Source organism: Microbacterium sp. LBN7 (genome assembly GCF_045690345.1).
In the GTDB taxonomy this organism is placed as follows: Bacteria; Actinomycetota; Actinomycetes; order Actinomycetales; family Microbacteriaceae; genus Microbacterium.
The window spans coordinates 3964612-3979868 of record NZ_CP147856.1 but is presented as its reverse complement, the minus strand read 5'-3'; the positions used below and the strand labels follow the sequence as shown (position 1 = coordinate 3979868).

Sequence of the window (15257 nt, the reverse complement as noted above, 5' to 3'; positions counted from 1 at the left end):
GTCGACCGCGATCGCTCGCACGCGGGGTGCATCACGCCACACTGGCGTGATGCACCCCGCGTTCCTGTATGTGCCCGGCGCCCGCCTGAGCCAGGCGGAGCTGAGTGCCGCCCGCATCGACGGGCACGTGTTCGAGATCGGCGAGGCCTATGCGCCGGCCGACCTGGTCGAGACAGCCGATCTCCGCGCGGCATCCGTCGCCGTCTTCGTGCATCCGGGAACAGCGGCGTCGGGACCGACGGCGGCGTGGATCCACGGCGCCGGCGATGCGGCCCCGTCGGTCCACCACGTCAAGCGCGCGGTGGACCGACGCCTTCGTCCGCGCACGAGCGCGCGCCTCGTCTTCCACGACACGGTGCTGCCCGCACCCGACATGCAGCTGATCGGCGGGATCGCCGTCTCGACGCCCGCGCGCACGATGCTCGATCTCGCCACCGCCCTGCACAGGGATCCCCGGATGCAGGCGTGGATGGAGCGCCTGGCGCTGCTCCGCCCCGGACTCCCCGCGGAGACGGCACCCGTGCTCCGCTCCCTCCGACGCGTGCCGGGGAGCCGCGTGGGTCTCGCGGCGCTGGAGCGTCTGGACCTCAGGACGAGGTGACGCGGTACACGTCGTAGACCGCGTCGATCCTCCGCACCGCGTTCAGCACGCGATCGAGGTGCACGGCATCGCCCATCTCGAACACGAACCGGCTCAGCGCGAGGCGCTCGTCGTTGGTCGTGACCGTCGCCGACAGGATGTTGACGTGGTGCTCGCTGAGCACCCTCGTCACGTCGGAGAGCAGACCGGAGCGATCCAGCGCCTCGACCTGGATCTGCACGCGGAACACGCTCTTCGTCGTCGGCGCCCAGGAGACGTCGACGAAGCGGTCCTGCTCGGCGCTCAGCGCCTTGACGTTGACGCAGTCCGCACGGTGCACCGAGACGCCGCTGCCGCGCGTCACGAAGCCGACGATCGCATCGCCCGGAACCGGGGTGCAGCACTTCGCGAGCTTGACCAGGATGTCGGCGGCTCCGCGGACCAGGACGCCCGAGTCGCCCGAACGCGGTTCGCGGGTGGGGACGCTCCCGGGAAGGTCGATGGTGCCGGTCGCCGGGTCGCTCGCCGCGACGAGCGCGGTGACCTTCTCCAGGACGGACTGCGTCGAGACGTGTCCCTCACCGACGGCGGCGTACAGGGCAGAGACGTCTTCGTAGTGCAGCTGGTGGGCGACCTCCGCGAAGGAATCCTGGCTCATCAGCTTCTGCAGCGGCAGGTTCTGCCGGCGCATCGCCCGAGCGATCGCCTCCTTGCCCTGTTCGATCGCCTCTTCGCGACGCTCCTTCGTGAACCAGCCGCGGATCTTGTTCCGTGCGCGGGTGCTCGCCACGAATCCGAGCCAGTCCTGACTGGGGCCGGCATCCGGGTTCTTCGAGGTGAACACCTCGACCACGTCGCCGCTCTTCAGCTCAGACTCCAGCGGCACGAGGCGTCCGTTGACCTTCGCGCCCATCGTGCGATGGCCGATCTCGGTGTGCACGGCGTACGCGAAGTCCACGGGTGTCGCACCGGACGGCAGACCGATCACACGCCCCTTCGGCGTGAAGACGTAGACCTCCTTGGCGCCGATCTCGAAGCGCAGAGAGTCGAGGAACTCACCCGGGTCGGCCGTCTCGGCCTGCCAGTCGGAGATGTGGGCGAGCCAGGCCATGTCGGTGTCGGAGGCGCGGACCTCGGTCTTGCCGCCGCCGTTCATCCGCTCCTTGTACATCCAGTGCGCGGCGACACCGTACTCCGCCTGCTGGTGCATCTCGTGCGTGCGGATCTGGATCTCGACCGTGCGACCCGCTGGCCCGATCACCGTGGTGTGGAGCGACTGATACAGGTTGAACTTCGGCGTCGCGATGTAGTCCTTGAACCGGCCGGGCAGCGGCGTCCACCGGGCGTGGATCGCACCGAGCACCGCGTAGCAGTCACGGACCGAGGCGACGAGCACCCGGATCCCGATCAGGTCGTAGATGTCGTCGAACTCGCGACCCCGGATCACCATCTTCTGGTAGACGGAGTACAGCTGCTTCGGGCGTCCGACGACCTTGCCGCGGATGCGGAGATCGCGCAGATCCTCGTCGATCTCCTCGACGACCTGGCCGAGATACTTCTCCCGCTGCGGCGTCCGCTGCGCGATGAGACTGTGGATCTCGTTGTAGATCTTCGGGTGCAGCACCGCGAACGAGAGGTCCTCGAGCTCGGACTTGATGGCCTGGATGCCGAGTCGGTTGGCCAGCGGCGCGTAGATCTCGAGCGTCTCCTTGGCCTTCTTCGCCGCCTTCTCCGGCGGGACGAAACCCCAGGTGCGCGCGTTGTGCAGGCGGTCGGCGAGCTTGATCAGGAGCACGCGGATGTCCTTCGACATCGCGACGATCATCTTGCGGACGGTCTCGGCCTGAGCGCTCTCGCCGTACTTGACCTTGTCGAGCTTGGTGACGCCGTCGACCAGCATCGCGACCTCGTCGCCGAACTCGGCCGTGAGATCGGTCAGCGCGTAGCCCGTGTCCTCGACCGTGTCGTGCAGCAGGGCTGCGGCGATCGCCCGCGGGCCCAGCCCCAGTTCGGCGAGGATCTGCGCGACCGCGAGCGGATGCGTGATGTACGGCTCGCCGCTCTGACGCTTCTGGCCCTCGTGCTTCTCCTTGGCGACCGCGTAGGCGCGCTCGATGACCGGGAAGTCACCTCGGGGGTGGTTGGCACGGACGGTGCGGATCAGGTTGTCGAGGTCGTTGATCCTGGACGCGCGCGAGAAGATGCGGGGCACCAGTCGTCGCAGACTGGATCCCTGCGACGACGTCTGCGGCTCCGCCATCCACTCACCTTCCCGAATCTTCTCATCTTACGCGTGCTGTGCGGGACGAGCTCCCGCGAGAGGGAACGATCAGGCGTCGACGGACGCCTTGCTGCGGGCTTCGCGGATGCGGGCGTCCCGCTCCTTCAGCTGCGGTTCGTTCTCGCGGAACAGCGAGTAGAGCGGAGCGGCGACGAACAGCGTCGAGTACGTCGCGACGAGGATGCCGACGAAGATCGAGAGCGAGATGTCGGTGAGCGACTCGGCGCCGAGCCAGAAGGCGCCGATGAAGAGCACCGCGCCGACGGGCAGAGCCGCGACGACCGAGGTGTTGATCGATCGCACGAGCGTCTGGTTCACGGCGAGGTTGACGGATTCTCCGAACAGCCGGGCGGACTTCTCCCCGTCCTCGGTGGTGTTCTCGCGGATCTTGTCGAACACGACCGTGGTGTCGTACAGCGAGTACGCGAGGATCGTCAGGAAGCCGATCACGGCCGCGGGCGAGATCTCGAAGCCGGCCAGCGCGTAGACGCCGACCGTGATCACGAGCACGTCCAGGAGACCGATGATCGCCGCGGCGGACATCTTCCACGTGCGGAAGTAGATCGCGAGGATGAGGAAGGTCAGCGCCAGGAAGATCGCCAGGCCCCACAGCGACTGCTTGGTGACGTTCTCACCCCAGGCCGGACCGATGAACGACGACGTCACGTCGGCGGCATCGACCTCGTACGCGTCAGCGAGGGCCGCAGCGACCTGCTGCGTCTCGTCGGCACTCATCTGATCGGTCTGCACCCGGATGTCGCGGTCGCTCACGACCACGACCTTGGTGGCCGCGCCAGGCACGACCGACTGCACGGCGGCAGTCGCCGCCTCCTGGTCGAGGCTGTCCGGTGCCTGCACCGTGAACTGCGACCCGCCGGTGAACTCGATCGAGAACTGGATCGGGCGGATCAGCGGCACGAGCGCCGAGCCGACGACGAGCACGATCGCGATGATGAACCAGAGCCGGCGCTTGCCGACGAACGGGAAGGAGGTCTTTCCCGAGTACAGGTTGTTGCCGAACTCATTCATGGAAGGCATCAGGCGTCTCCCTCCCCGGTTCCCTTGGTCGAACTGTCGGCGTTGGCAGGTCTCTCCCCCGCCAGGGCTTCTGCGCGCTTCCGCTCGGCGATCGTCTGACGACGGTCGGCCTCACCTCTCGCGCGGGCGTTCTTCGCCCCGCGGCCGGTGGTGACGGTCGACACCTCACGGAACTGCGACCGACTGCGGTAGACCGCGCCGAGCGCCTCGGGGTCGAGACCGGACAGCCTGTGTCCCCCGCCGAAGAATCTCGTTCGCGCGAGGAGCTGCATCACGGGGTGCGTGAAGATCACGAAGATGAAGACGTCGATCAGGGTCGTGAGGCCGAGCGTGAACGCGAAGCCCTTCACGGTCGAGTCCGCGAGGATGTACAGGACGACCGCCGCGAGGATGTTGATCGACTTCGAGATGTAGATCGTGCGCTTGGCGCGACCCCAGCCGTCTTCCACGGCCGAGGTGATCGACTTGCCGTCGCGGAGCTCGTCTCGTATTCGCTCGAAGTAGACGATGAACGAGTCGGCGGTGAATCCGATCGACACGATGAGACCCGCGACGCCGGCGAGCGACAGGCGGAAGCCCAGTCGCCAGGCCAGGATGCAGATGATGATGTAGGTCAGCACGGCCATCACGGCGATCGAGGCGATGATCACCGAGCCGAGCGCTCGATAGACGATGAGCGAGTAGATGGCCACGAGCGCGAGTCCGATGAGGCCGGCGATCAGGCCGATCTGCAGCTGTTGCGTTCCGAGGGTCGCGGAGATGGTGTCCGAGCTCTGCACGGTGAAGCTGAGCGGCAGAGCGCCGAACTTCAGCTGGTCCGCGAGGGTCGTCGCACTCTCCTGCGTGAAGCTGCCCGAGATGCTCGGGCGACCGTCGAGGATCACGCCGTTCATCCGCGGGGCGCTGAGGACGCTGCCGTCGAGCACGAACGCGAACTGGTCCCGCGGCGACAGTCCGTCGATGCGGTTCTGGTTCAGGCGCGTGCTGACGACGCCGAAGGCGTCTCCGCCGGAGCCGCTCATCGTGAGCTGGACGAGCCAGGCTCCCGACTTGGGGTCGCGACCGGCGGCCGCGTCGGTGATGGCCGTGCCGTCGAGCTCGGCCGGGCCGAGCAGGTACTTCTGGGCTCCGTCGGGCGAGCACGCGATGAGCGGCTCGTCCTTCGGCGCGCGCGCCGGGTCGTTGTCCGGGTTGGCGCAGTCGTACGCCTGGAACTCCGCGGCGAGCTTCTCGGTCACCCAGGCCAGGTCGCTGGGGTCGGTGGGCTCGGTGGTCGGCGTCGCGTTGAGCGACGGATCGGGCGACGGGAACGGCGTGGAGTTGCCGTCCTCGCCGACGAAGTCCGTGGTGGCCGCGTTGGTGGCCAGCACCGGGCGGAACTCGAGCTGAGCACTCGACTGGATCCGCTCGCGGGTCTGCTCGTCGGCGACACCGGGGATCTGGACGACGATGTTCTGTCCGCCCTCGGTCGTGATGTCGGCCTCGGCGACACCCGATGCGTCGACACGCTGACGGATGATCGCCGCGGCCTGGTCGAGCTGCTCAGACGAGGGGGCAGCGCCGTCTTCGGTCTCGGCGCTCAGGACGATCTGCGTGCCGCCCTGCAGGTCGAGGGCGAGTTCCGGCGTCCACGAGCTCGCCGCCTCCCCGTTGCCGTCCTTGATGAGGTAGACGCCCAGCGAGTTGATGCCGAAGAGCACGCCCGTCACGAGGAGCAGGCCGAGGAGGACCCGCCAGGCGTGACGGACCGGAGAGGATGAAGCCACGTGTGTTCAGCTTTCTGAGATGCCGGAGATGCGAGAGGCAGCGCTGGCGGCGGTCTTACTTGTCGTCTGCGTCCCGCTCGAGACGCGCACGCGTCTCCTCGGTGGTCTCGATCGCGGGAGCATCGGTCTCGGTGGCCACCACGTCGTCCTCGACGACCGCGGGCTCCTCGACGACGTCCTTGGGCTCCACGATGCGGAGGATGGCCTGGCTGTGCACCTCGATGATGGTGCCGGGAGCGATCTCGACGAGCGCCGGGGAATCGAGGTCCTCGGGGTCGTACGCGACGATCGTCCCGTAGATCCCGCCCTGCAGCAGCACCTTGACGCCGGGGACGGTCTTGGTCGCCTTCTCCTCCTGCTCAGCCTTCATCTGCTTCGTGCGCTTGCGCGTGTTGAAGATCATGAAGACGAGGAGAACGGCCAGAAGGCCGAAGAGGATGAATTCCATGGGCATGGGGGAAGCGCCTTTCTCAGGTGCACGCACCAGCCTTTGGGCGCACAGAGGTATCCGGGGGGAAGTCTTCAGCGATTATAGGTCATCAAGGCGAAGCGCCCCGTCGGGGTGGGCCACTCCGAGGTGCGCATACGCCTCCGGCATGGCGACCCTGCCCCGCGGTGTCCGTCCGAGGAAGCCGATGCGGACGAGGTAGGGCTCCACGACGCTCTCGACGGTCTCGCCCTCTTCTCCGACCGCGACGGCGAGCGTGCTGAGTCCCACAGGGCCGCCGCGGAACCTCCGGACGAGTGCTTCCAGCACGGCACGATCCAGCCGGTCGAGACCGATCGCGTCGACGTCGTAGAGCTCGAGCGCGGCGCGGACGTCGTGGATCGTCGCCGAGCCGTCGCCGTGCACCAGGGCATAGTCGCGCACCCGCCGGAGCAGGCGGTTCGCGATGCGGGGTGTGCCCCGGGAGCGTCGGGCGATCTCGGCGAGCGAGTCCCGGGGGATCTCCACGCCCAGCACGATCGCCGACCGTTCGATGACCTGCTCGAGCTCTCGCTCGTCGTAGAACTCGAGGTGTCCGGTGAACCCGAAGCGGTCGCGGAGCGGATTGGGCAGCAGACCCGACCTGGTCGTCGCACCGACCAGCGTGAACGGCGCGAGCTCGAGCGGGATGCTGGTCGCGCCGGCGCCCTTGCCGACCATGATGTCGATGCGATAGTCCTCCATCGCGAGGTACAGCATCTCCTCCGCGGAGCGGGCCATCCGGTGGATCTCGTCGATGAACAGCACCTCGCCGGGGACGAGGCTCGACAGGAGCGCGGCGAGATCGCCGGCGTGCTGGATCGCGGGCCCGCTGGACAGTCGCAGCGGTCGGTCGCTCTCGTGCGCGACGATCATCGCGAGCGTAGTCTTGCCGAGACCCGGAGGGCCGGCGAGGAGGATGTGATCGGCGGGTCGGCTCTGGATGCGGGCCGCCTCCAGGAGCAGCTGAAGCTGCCCGCGGACCTTCTGCTGACCGACGAACTCGTCGAGGCTCGCGGGGCGCAGTGCGCCCTCGATCGCGAGCTCGGTGTCGTCGACGGGCTCGGTGGCATCGCGGGCGTCAGACACGCGCCTGGCCTCCCTGAGCCGGTCCCAGCACGGCGAGCGTGCGCCGCAGGAGCGACGCGACAGAGCCGCGCTCGGCATCCGTCGCATCGGCAGCGGTCTGCGTCGCCGCCTCGGTGGCGACGCGCTCGGACCAGCCGAGGCCCACGAGCGCGGCAGCGACCTGGGACACGACATCGGTGCCGGCCGATGCCGCGGTCCGCTTCGGCGTCGACGTCGGATGGACCTTGCCGGCCAGCTGCAGCACGATGAGCTTGGCCGTCTTGGGTCCGATGCCGGACACGCGCCGGAAAGGTGCATCGTCTTCGGACGTCACGGCCTCGGCGATCTGATCGACCGTCAGATGCGACAGGACGCCCAGCGCCGACTTCGGACCGACGCCCGTGACGCTGATCAGCAACCCGAAGATCTCCAGCTCGTCGCGCTCGGCGAACCCGTACAGCGCGAGCGAGTCCTCGCGGACGATGAGGCTGGTGTGCAGCTGGAGCCGCTCTCCCACCGTCGCCGTGTGAGCCACATCGGTCGGGACGGCCACGGAGAAGCCGACGCCGCCGACCTCGACGACGACCTGGTCGGGCGTCGTGTGCAGGACGACGCCGTGCAGAGAGGAGATCATCCCCTCAGCCTACGGCGTCACTCGTAGCTATGTTCGAGCGACACGCTCTGCGGCAGCCCAGGCGCGCTGCGCCGGTGTGAGCGCCCCCTGCGTGGCGACCGCACCTCCCCGGCGCCAGGCGTGGCACAGCGCGATCGCGAGAGCATCCGCCGCATCCGCCGGCTGCGGCGGGGCGTCCAGGCGGAGGATGCGGGCGATCATGGCCTGCACCTGGCGCTTGTCGGCGGAGCCGTACCCCGTGACCGCCGCCTTGACCTCGCTCGGCGTGTGCGTGGCGGCGGGAAGCCCGGATTCCGCCGCGATCAGCAGCGCGACGCCGCTCGCCTGCGCCGTGCCCATCACGGTGTGGGTGTTCTGCTGCGCGAACACGCGCTCGACAGCCACGGCATCCGGTCGATGCTCGGCGATCACCTCGCGGATGCCGGCTGCGACGATCGCGAGACGGTCGCCGATCTCGGCATCCGGAGACGAGCGGATGACCCCCACGTGCACAAGCGTCCCGCGGCGGGAGCGGTCGACGTCGACGACCCCGATCCCGCACCGGGTGAGGCCGGGATCGATGCCGAGGACGCGCAGGGAGGAGGTCACTCCCCCAGGCTAAGCCGGACGCCGGACGAGGAGCGTCAGGCTCGCCTCAGGCGTCGTCGTTCTCCAGCTCCGCCTGCACCTCGGACGAGAGGTCGAAGTTCGTGAACACGTTCTGCACGTCCTCACTGTCCTCCAGCGCATCGATGAGACGGAAGATCTTGCGAGCGGTGTCGGCGTCGATCTCGACCTTGAGGTTCGGGACGAACTCGACGTCGGCGGACTCGTAGTCGATCCCGGCCTCCTGCAGCGCGCTGCGGACCGCGACCAGATCATGTGCCTCGGTGATGACCTCGAACCCCTCGGCGTGCGGCTCGATCTCCTCCGCACCCGCCTCGAGCGCCGCCATCATCACGTCGTCCTCGGTCGTGCCCTCGGAGCCGACGACGATGACGCCCTTGCGACTGAAGTTGTACGCGACGCTGCCGGGGTCGGCGAGGGTGCCGCCGTTGCGGCTCAGAGCCGTGCGCACCTCAGCGGCCGCGCGGTTCTTGTTGTCGGTCAGACACTCGATCATCAGGGCGACGCCGTTGGGGCCGTACCCCTCGTACATGATCGACAGGTACTCGACGGCTTCGCCGCCGATGCCCGCACCGCGCTTCACCGCGCGGTCGATGTTGTCCTTGGGGACAGAGGTCTTCTTCGCCTTCTGCACCGCGTCGAACAGTGTCGGGTTTCCGGCCAGGTCAGCGCCGCCGAGCTTGGCCGCGACCTCGATGTTCTTGATGAGCTTGGCCCACGACTTCGCCCGGCGGGAGTCGATGATGGCCTTCTTGTGCTTCGTGGTCGCCCACTTGGAATGCCCGGACATTAGTCTCCGCTCGTCGTATCCGCCCCGGAGTTCGCACCCAGGGCATCGTCAAGTCTAACGAACCGCGCGAGTGGCACAGGATGGAGATATGCGCAGATCCCGACACATCACCCCGGTCCTCCGCTCATCCGAGGTGCGCGACGACGAACCGACACCAGCCGACACCTTGCGATATCTGGTCCATCTGCCGGACGACTACGACGCCGACCCGGACAGGCGCTGGCCGCTCGTGCTGTTCCTGCATGGCTCGGGCGAACGGGGTTCCGACCTCGACCTCGCCGCGCTGCACGGCCCGGCGAAGCTGGCGGATGCCGGCCGAGACTTCCCCTTCATCCTCGTCACCCCCCAGTGCCCCGAGTCGAGTCAGTGGGTCGCAGAGCTCTCGACGCTGGCCGGGCTGCTCGACGAGGCCGTGGCGGCGCACCGCGTGGATCCGGCGCGCATCGCGGTCACCGGACTCAGCATGGGCGGTTACGGAACCTGGAGCCTGGCGGTGCGCTACCCCGATCGGTTCGCCGCCATCGCCCCCATCTGCGGCGGGCTGTGGCTGCAGAGTGCTGCGCCGATCCGAAACCTGCCGGTCTGGGCGTTCCACGGCGACGCCGACGATGTCGTGCCGATCTCCGCCACGGAGCAGATCGTGGGCGAACTCCGGTCACTCGGCGCCGACGTGCGGTTCACGAGCTACGCGGGCGTCGGCCACGATTCCTGGACGGAGACGTACGAGGATCCCCGGTTCTACGAGTGGCTGCTCTCCCACCGACGCGTCGACTGATCATCGTCTGGTGCGCGACGGCTCGCGGGTGTAGTCCTGACCCCATGGACCAGAGTGGCCTCGACGACAGAACCCGTGCGCTCAACGCCGCACACCGCCGTGCGACGGAATTCCTGGGGACGCTCGACGACCGACCGGTCTGGCCGCGGGCGGCCCTCGACGAGATGCTGACTGCCTTCGGCGGACCGTTGCCGGCGGCCGGCACCGACCCGGCACAGGTGATCGACGAGATGGCGGAGCACGCGGAGCCCGGTCTCGTTGCCATCCCCGGCGGCCGCTTCTTCGGCTTCGTGATCGGTGCCACGCATCCGGCCGCCCTGGCCGCGGACTGGCTCGTCTCCGCGTGGGACCAGAACTCCGGCTCGTCCACGCTCACACCCGCGACCGTCGCGATGGAACGTGTGGCCGGTGGATGGATGCTGGAACTGTTCGGGCTCCCCTCATCCGCGAGTGTCGGCTTCGTCACGGGAGGTCAGCTGGCGAACTTCACCTGCCTCGCCACCGCGCGTCACGCGGTCATGGCGCGCGCGGGATGGGACATCGCAGAGAGGGGCGTGCGAGACGCTCCCCCGCTGCGTTTCGTCGTCGGCGCGGATCGGCACGGCTCGATCGACCGCGCCGCGCGCTTCCTCGGCATCGGGCGCGCGGAGCTGACGGTCGTGGACTCCGACGATCAGGGCAGGATGCGGCCGGATGCCCTCGAGCGCGCGCTCGGTGACGGCGAGCGACCGCTGATCGTCTGCCTGCAGGCCGGTGAGGTGCACACGGGGGCGTTCGACGACTTCCAGGCGCTGATCCCCCTCGCGAAGCAGCACGGAGCCTGGGTGCACGTCGACGGCGCATTCGGGCTCTGGGCCGCGGCATCCGAAGACCTGCGTCGGCTCACCACCGGGATGGAGCAGGCGGATTCGTGGGCGACCGATGCGCACAAGACGCTGAACGTGCCCTACGACTGCGGAATGGCGATCGTGCGCGACCCTGCCGACTCGATCGCGGCGTTCCGGACCGGCGGCGACTACCTCATCTACTCCGGCCTCGATCCCTGGGATGTCACGCCCGAGCTCTCGCGTCGCGCCCGCGGTGTGCCGGCCTGGGCGGCACTGCGGAGCCTCGGACGCTCCGGGGTCGCGGGCCTCATCGACCGCCTGCACGAGAACGCGGTCGCGATGGCGGCGGGTCTCGCCTCGATCGAGGAGATCGAGGTCCTCAACGAGGTCGACTACACGCAGGTCATGTTCCGGGCCGGATCGGATGCCGCGACCCGGGCGCTGGGCGAGGCGATCCTGCACGACGGGACGGCAGCCGTCACGGGCGCGGAGTGGCGCGGGAGGGCGTCGCTGCGCTGCTCGATGTCGTCGTGGGCGACGACCCCCGGCGACATCGAGCTCACGGTCGCGGCGATCCGCAGACTGGTCGCGATCTAGGCGGCTGCCGCGGTGACGGCGCGTACCCGGTCGAGGAACCGCCGATGGAAGCGGGTCTCCCCCGTGATCTCCGGGTGGAAGCTCAGCCCGAGCAGGCCGCCCTGCTCGACGGCGACGACGCGTCCGTCCGGCAGCGCCGCGAGGATCTCCGCGGCGGGTCCGACGGATTCGACGACGGGACCGCGGATGAAGGCGGCCTTGACCGGATCCGGTCCGAGCTCCGCGACGGCGAGCTCGGCCTCGAAGGACTCGACCTGCCTGCCGAAGGCGTTGCGCCGCACCACGGCGTCGATGCCGCCGAACGACTCCTGCCCGTCGATCGCGTCGACGACCGTGTCGGCGAGCATGATGAGTCCGGCACAGGTGCCGAGCATCGGCATCCCCGCGGCGATCGCGGCTCGGATCGGCTCCTGCATCCCGAAGATCCGGGACAGCTTGTCGATCACGCTGGATTCGCCACCCGGGATCACGAGGCCGTCGACGGCCGCCAGCTCCTCGGGGCGGCGGACGAGCGTGACGTCGGCGCCCAGCTCCGCGAGCAGGGCGGCGTGCTCGCGCACGTCGCCCTGCAGCGCGAGGACGCCGACCCTGGGACTACCAGCCACGCTCGGCGAGGCGGTGCGGAGCGGGCAGATCGGTCACGTTGATGCCCACCATCGCCTCGCCGAGGCCGCGCGAGACCTCCGCGATGACCTTCGCGTCGTCGAAGAACGTGGTGGCCTTCACGATCGCCTTCGCGCGCTCGGCAGGGTTTCCGGACTTGAAGATGCCCGAGCCCACGAACACGCCGTCGGCCCCGAGCTGCATCATCATCGCGGCATCCGCCGGCGTCGCGACGCCACCCGCGACGAAGAGCACCACGGGGAGCTTGCCGGTCTCGGCGATCTCGGCGACGAGGTCGTACGGCGCCTGCAGCTCCTTCGCCGCCACGAACAGCTCGTCCTTCGGGAGGGCCGTCAGAGCGGCGATCTCGCCTCGGATCTTGCGGATGTGCTTCATCGCCTCGGAGACGTCGCCGGTTCCGGCCTCGCCCTTCGAGCGGATCATCGCGGCACCCTCGTTGATGCGGCGGAGAGCCTCACCGAGGTTGGTGGCGCCGCAGACGAAGGGGACCGTGAAGCCGAACTTGTCGATGTGGTTTACGTAGTCGGCCGGCGAGAGCACCTCCGACTCGTCGATGTAGTCGACACCGAGCTCCTGCAGGACCTGCGCCTCGACGAAGTGCCCGATGCGCGCCTTCGCCATCACCGGGATGGAGACGGCGTCGATGATGCTGTCGATCATGTCGGGATCGCTCATCCGCGAGACGCCGCCCTGCGCACGGATGTCGGCCGGAACGCGCTCGAGCGCCATGACGGCGACGGCGCCGGCATCCTCGGCGATCTTCGCCTGGTCCGCGGTGACGACGTCCATGATGACGCCGCCCTTGAGCATCTCTGCGAGGCCGCGCTTGACGCGCGAGGATCCGGTGGTGGTCTGGTCGGTCATGAGGACTCCTGTCGGGTGCACCAAAGTCTGGATTGATCTAGGCCAAACATAGCACTGTCCGAAACGACCTAGAATCGGTCCGGAGGGCACATGAGCGACGAGATCACAGGAACCACGGCGGCCGACATCGCCGACAGCGTGCGCGGACTCCGCGACCGTGGCATCCTGCGTCCCGGCAGCCCGCTGCCTCCCGTGCGCGAGCTCGCCGCACGACTCGGCGTCAACAGGAACACCGCGGTCGCCGCCTACCGGCAGCTGGCCCAGGCGGGCCTGGTGATCTCGCGCGGTCGTGCAGGAACCGTCGTCACCGGCCATGAATCCGTCCCGCAGGAGGGCTACGCCGCCGACACCGTGCTGCGCGACGTCGGCACCGGCAATCCGGATCCGCGGCTGATCCCCGATCCCTCCCCCGCACTGATGAACATCGCCAGCCGCCCCGTGCTCTACGGCGAGCCCGTCATCGACCGCGATCTCGACGACTGGGCGCGGAAGTGGGTGGCAGCCGATCTCGACGCCGCATTCCGCGTGACGATCACGAGCGGCGCCGTCGATGCGGTCGAGCGACTTCTGGCGCAGGCGCTGATGCGCGACGACGCCGTCGCCCTCGAGGATCCGTGCTTCCTCGCCAGCATCCATACCGTGCGGCTCGGCGGCTACCGTGCCGTCGCTGTGCCGGTGGACGAGCAGGGCATGACGGTCGACGGGCTGCGCGCGGCGCTGGACGCGGGTGTCCGTGCCGTCATCTGCACACCGCGCGCGCAGAATCCGACCGGCGCGAGTCTCTCCGCCGCGCGCGCAGCCGAGCTCCGGACCGTGCTGGCCGATCACCCCTACGTGCTGATCATCGAGGACGATCACTTCTCGATGCTCTCGCAGCGGCCTTACGAGTCGCTCATCGGTCCGGAGCACCGCCGGTTCGCCCTCGTGCGCTCGGTGTCGAAGTTCCTGGGGCCCGACATGTGCCTCGCGATCGCCGCGACCGACGCCGAGACCGCCGAGCGGCTGGCGATGCGTCTGAGCCCCGGCACCACCTGGGTCAGCCATCTGCTGCAGCGCCTCGCGCTGACGCAGCTCACGGACGAGGCGGTGACCGCCGAGGTCGCCGCCGCAGCCGCCCACTACGCGGAGCGGAACGCCGCGTTCTCCGCGCGTCTGCGGGAACAGGGCATCGAGGCGCCGGCATCCGATGGGCTGAGCCTCTGGGTCGAGTTGCCGCAGCCCGCGAGGATCGTCGCCGAGCGCCTGATGCGGCGCGGCTGGCTCGCCCGCACCGGCGACGAGTTCGCCCTCGATGATCGCGCCGAGCCCTCCCACCACCTGCGCCTCACCGTGCACGACCTCGACGACCAGGATGCCGCGACGCTCGTCGCCGACCTCGTCGCCGCCGTGCGTTGACCACCCGCCGCGGACACCGGGCCGCCTTGAATGAAAGGATCGGAGAATGAAGATCCTCTCCATCCAGTCGGCCGTCGCCTACGGTCACGTCGGAAACTCCGCAGCAGTGTTCCCGCTGCAGCGCATCGGCGTGGAGGTGCTGCCCGTCTACACGGTGAATTTCTCCAACCACACCGGATACGGCGCGTGGCGAGGACCGCTGATCGCGCCCGACGACGTGCGCGAGGTCATCACCGGCATCGAGGAGCGCGGCGTCTTCGGGCAGGTCGATGCGGTGCTCAGCGGCTACCAGGGCGGAGAGGGCATCGGCGACGTGATCATCGACGCCGTCGCGCGCGTGAAGGCCGCCAACCCGAACGCCGTCTACGCGTGCGACCCCGTCATGGGCAACGCGAAGTCCGGGTGCTTCGTCGCGCCGGCGATCCCGGTGCTGCTGCGCGAGCGCGTGGTGCCGGTGGCCGACATCATCACGCCGAACCAGTTCGAGCTCGGGTTCCTCACCGACACCGAGCCGGACACGCTCGAGTCGACTCTCGCCTCGGTCGACCTCGCCCGCGCGATGGGCCCCCGGACGGTGCTCGTCACGAGCGTCGAGCGGCCCGACCGCGAAGAGGGAACCATCGAGATGCTCGCCGTCGACGACCAGGGCGCCTGGATCGTGCAGACGCCGCATCTGCCGATGAAGGCGAACGGCTCCGGCGACGTCACGGCTGCGCTGTTCACCGCGCACTATGTCGAGACAGGCAGCGCGCAGGTCGCGCTCGAGCGCACGGCATCCAGCGTCTACGACCTGCTCAAGGCGACGCTCGACTCCGGAGAGCGCGAGCTGCAGCTCGTCGAGGCCCAGGAGTTCTACGCGAACCCTCGGATGCAGTTCACCGCGCGCCAGGTGCGCTGAGCGTCAGACCCGACGTCGGGTCCCTGAGGACCTCGGGTCCCTGAGCCT

The 15257-nt window shown here is 68.9% G+C and carries 15 protein-coding genes; 5 read left to right on the top strand and 10 right to left on the bottom strand.

Annotated elements, in window-relative coordinates:
• Positions 1-49: 49 nt before the first annotated feature.
• Entirely contained in the window at positions 50-601 is a 552-nt protein-coding gene (locus LBN7_RS19340; protein WP_165808038.1) for a type IV toxin-antitoxin system AbiEi family antitoxin, read from the top strand.
• On the opposite strand, the gene LBN7_RS19335 is transcribed toward LBN7_RS19340, so the two are convergent.
• The 8 genes from LBN7_RS19335 to LBN7_RS19300 form a co-directional block, all read right to left on the bottom strand.
• The gene (locus LBN7_RS19335; RefSeq protein WP_116634911.1) at positions 588-2840 is read right to left on the bottom strand and encodes a bifunctional (p)ppGpp synthetase/guanosine-3',5'-bis(diphosphate) 3'-pyrophosphohydrolase; all 2253 of its coding nucleotides are present in this window, start codon (positions 2838-2840) and stop codon (positions 588-590) included. The two genes, LBN7_RS19340 and LBN7_RS19335, sit on opposite strands and share 14 nt — an antisense overlap.
• Before the next feature lie 69 nt (positions 2841-2909).
• A complete protein-coding gene (gene secF / locus LBN7_RS19330) occupies positions 2910-3899 on the bottom strand; it encodes a protein translocase subunit SecF (protein ID WP_116634910.1) in 990 nt (329 codons plus the stop codon).
• Positions 3899-5665 (bottom strand): protein translocase subunit SecD, encoded by a 1767-nt coding sequence (secD, locus tag LBN7_RS19325; RefSeq protein WP_116634909.1) that lies wholly within the window; start codon positions 5663-5665, stop codon positions 3899-3901. The genes secF and secD overlap by 1 nt, the downstream gene beginning before the upstream one ends.
• A 55-nt stretch (positions 5666-5720) precedes the next feature.
• A complete protein-coding gene (gene yajC / locus LBN7_RS19320; RefSeq protein ID WP_341945381.1) occupies positions 5721-6119 on the bottom strand; it encodes a preprotein translocase subunit YajC in 399 nt (132 codons plus the stop codon).
• Between the two features lie 75 nt (positions 6120-6194).
• Entirely contained in the window at positions 6195-7220 is a 1026-nt protein-coding gene (gene ruvB, locus LBN7_RS19315; protein ID WP_341945380.1) for a Holliday junction branch migration DNA helicase RuvB, read from the bottom strand.
• Positions 7213-7833 (bottom strand): Holliday junction branch migration protein RuvA, encoded by a 621-nt coding sequence (gene ruvA, locus LBN7_RS19310; RefSeq protein ID WP_116634906.1) that lies wholly within the window; start codon positions 7831-7833, stop codon positions 7213-7215. Before ruvA ends, ruvB begins: the two co-directional genes overlap by 8 nt.
• Positions 7834-7860: 27 nt before the next feature.
• Positions 7861-8421, bottom strand: a complete 561-nt coding sequence (gene ruvC, locus LBN7_RS19305) for a crossover junction endodeoxyribonuclease RuvC (protein ID WP_341945379.1) — start codon at positions 8419-8421, stop codon at positions 7861-7863.
• A 46-nt stretch (positions 8422-8467) separates the two neighbouring features.
• Positions 8468-9229, bottom strand: a complete 762-nt coding sequence (locus LBN7_RS19300) for a YebC/PmpR family DNA-binding transcriptional regulator (RefSeq protein ID WP_116634904.1) — start codon at positions 9227-9229, stop codon at positions 8468-8470.
• An 88-nt stretch (positions 9230-9317) separates the two neighbouring features.
• Between LBN7_RS19300 and LBN7_RS19295 the strand changes: the two genes are divergently transcribed.
• Positions 9318-10004 carry a dienelactone hydrolase family protein gene (locus LBN7_RS19295; RefSeq protein WP_407360542.1) on the top strand — a complete coding sequence of 229 codons (687 nt, stop codon included), beginning with the start codon at positions 9318-9320 and terminating at the stop codon, positions 10002-10004.
• A gap of 44 nt (positions 10005-10048) precedes the next feature.
• The gene (locus LBN7_RS19290) at positions 10049-11428 is read left to right on the top strand and encodes a pyridoxal phosphate-dependent decarboxylase family protein (RefSeq protein WP_407360541.1); all 1380 of its coding nucleotides are present in this window, start codon (positions 10049-10051) and stop codon (positions 11426-11428) included.
• On the opposite strand, the gene pdxT is transcribed toward LBN7_RS19290, so the two are convergent.
• The gene (gene pdxT, locus LBN7_RS19285) at positions 11425-12033 is read right to left on the bottom strand and encodes a pyridoxal 5'-phosphate synthase glutaminase subunit PdxT (RefSeq protein ID WP_407360540.1); all 609 of its coding nucleotides are present in this window, start codon (positions 12031-12033) and stop codon (positions 11425-11427) included. The genes LBN7_RS19290 and pdxT overlap by 4 nt on opposite strands.
• Positions 12023-12916 (bottom strand): pyridoxal 5'-phosphate synthase lyase subunit PdxS, encoded by an 894-nt coding sequence (gene pdxS, locus LBN7_RS19280; RefSeq protein ID WP_341945376.1) that lies wholly within the window; start codon positions 12914-12916, stop codon positions 12023-12025. The genes pdxT and pdxS overlap by 11 nt, the downstream gene beginning before the upstream one ends.
• A gap of 90 nt (positions 12917-13006) precedes the next feature.
• On the opposite strand from pdxS, the gene LBN7_RS19275 reads away from it, so the two are divergent.
• Together LBN7_RS19275 and pdxY are read left to right on the top strand one after the other, a co-directional pair.
• The gene (locus LBN7_RS19275) at positions 13007-14311 is read left to right on the top strand and encodes an aminotransferase class I/II-fold pyridoxal phosphate-dependent enzyme (RefSeq protein WP_116634899.1); all 1305 of its coding nucleotides are present in this window, start codon (positions 13007-13009) and stop codon (positions 14309-14311) included.
• A 46-nt stretch (positions 14312-14357) separates the two neighbouring features.
• Complete coding sequence (gene pdxY / locus LBN7_RS19270) at positions 14358-15209, top strand: pyridoxal kinase PdxY (RefSeq protein ID WP_341945375.1); 852 nt, start codon at positions 14358-14360, stop codon at positions 15207-15209.
• The last annotated feature ends 48 nt before the right edge of the window (positions 15210-15257 follow it).

Excerpts from the sequence above, each read along its gene's own strand:
- LBN7_RS19335 (WP_116634911.1), bottom strand. The coding sequence starts at position 2,840 with ATGGCGGAGCCGCAGACGTCGTCGCAGGGATCCAGTCTGCGACGACTG.
- yajC (WP_341945381.1), bottom strand. The coding sequence starts at position 6,119 with ATGCCCATGGAATTCATCCTCTTCGGCCTTCTGGCCGTTCTCCTCGTC.
- pdxS (WP_341945376.1), bottom strand. The coding sequence starts at position 12,916 with ATGACCGACCAGACCACCACCGGATCCTCGCGCGTCAAGCGCGGCCTC.
- LBN7_RS19275 (WP_116634899.1), top strand. The coding sequence starts at position 13,007 with ATGAGCGACGAGATCACAGGAACCACGGCGGCCGACATCGCCGACAGC.
- ruvA (WP_116634906.1), bottom strand. The coding sequence starts at position 7,833 with ATGATCTCCTCTCTGCACGGCGTCGTCCTGCACACGACGCCCGACCAG.
- LBN7_RS19295 (WP_407360542.1), top strand. The coding sequence starts at position 9,318 with ATGCGCAGATCCCGACACATCACCCCGGTCCTCCGCTCATCCGAGGTG.
- pdxY (WP_341945375.1), top strand. The coding sequence starts at position 14,358 with ATGAAGATCCTCTCCATCCAGTCGGCCGTCGCCTACGGTCACGTCGGA.
- LBN7_RS19300 (WP_116634904.1), bottom strand. The coding sequence starts at position 9,229 with ATGTCCGGGCATTCCAAGTGGGCGACCACGAAGCACAAGAAGGCCATC.
- LBN7_RS19340 (WP_165808038.1), top strand. The coding sequence starts at position 50 with ATGCACCCCGCGTTCCTGTATGTGCCCGGCGCCCGCCTGAGCCAGGCG.
- secF (WP_116634910.1), bottom strand. The coding sequence starts at position 3,899 with ATGCCTTCCATGAATGAGTTCGGCAACAACCTGTACTCGGGAAAGACC.
- LBN7_RS19290 (WP_407360541.1), top strand. The coding sequence starts at position 10,049 with ATGGACCAGAGTGGCCTCGACGACAGAACCCGTGCGCTCAACGCCGCA.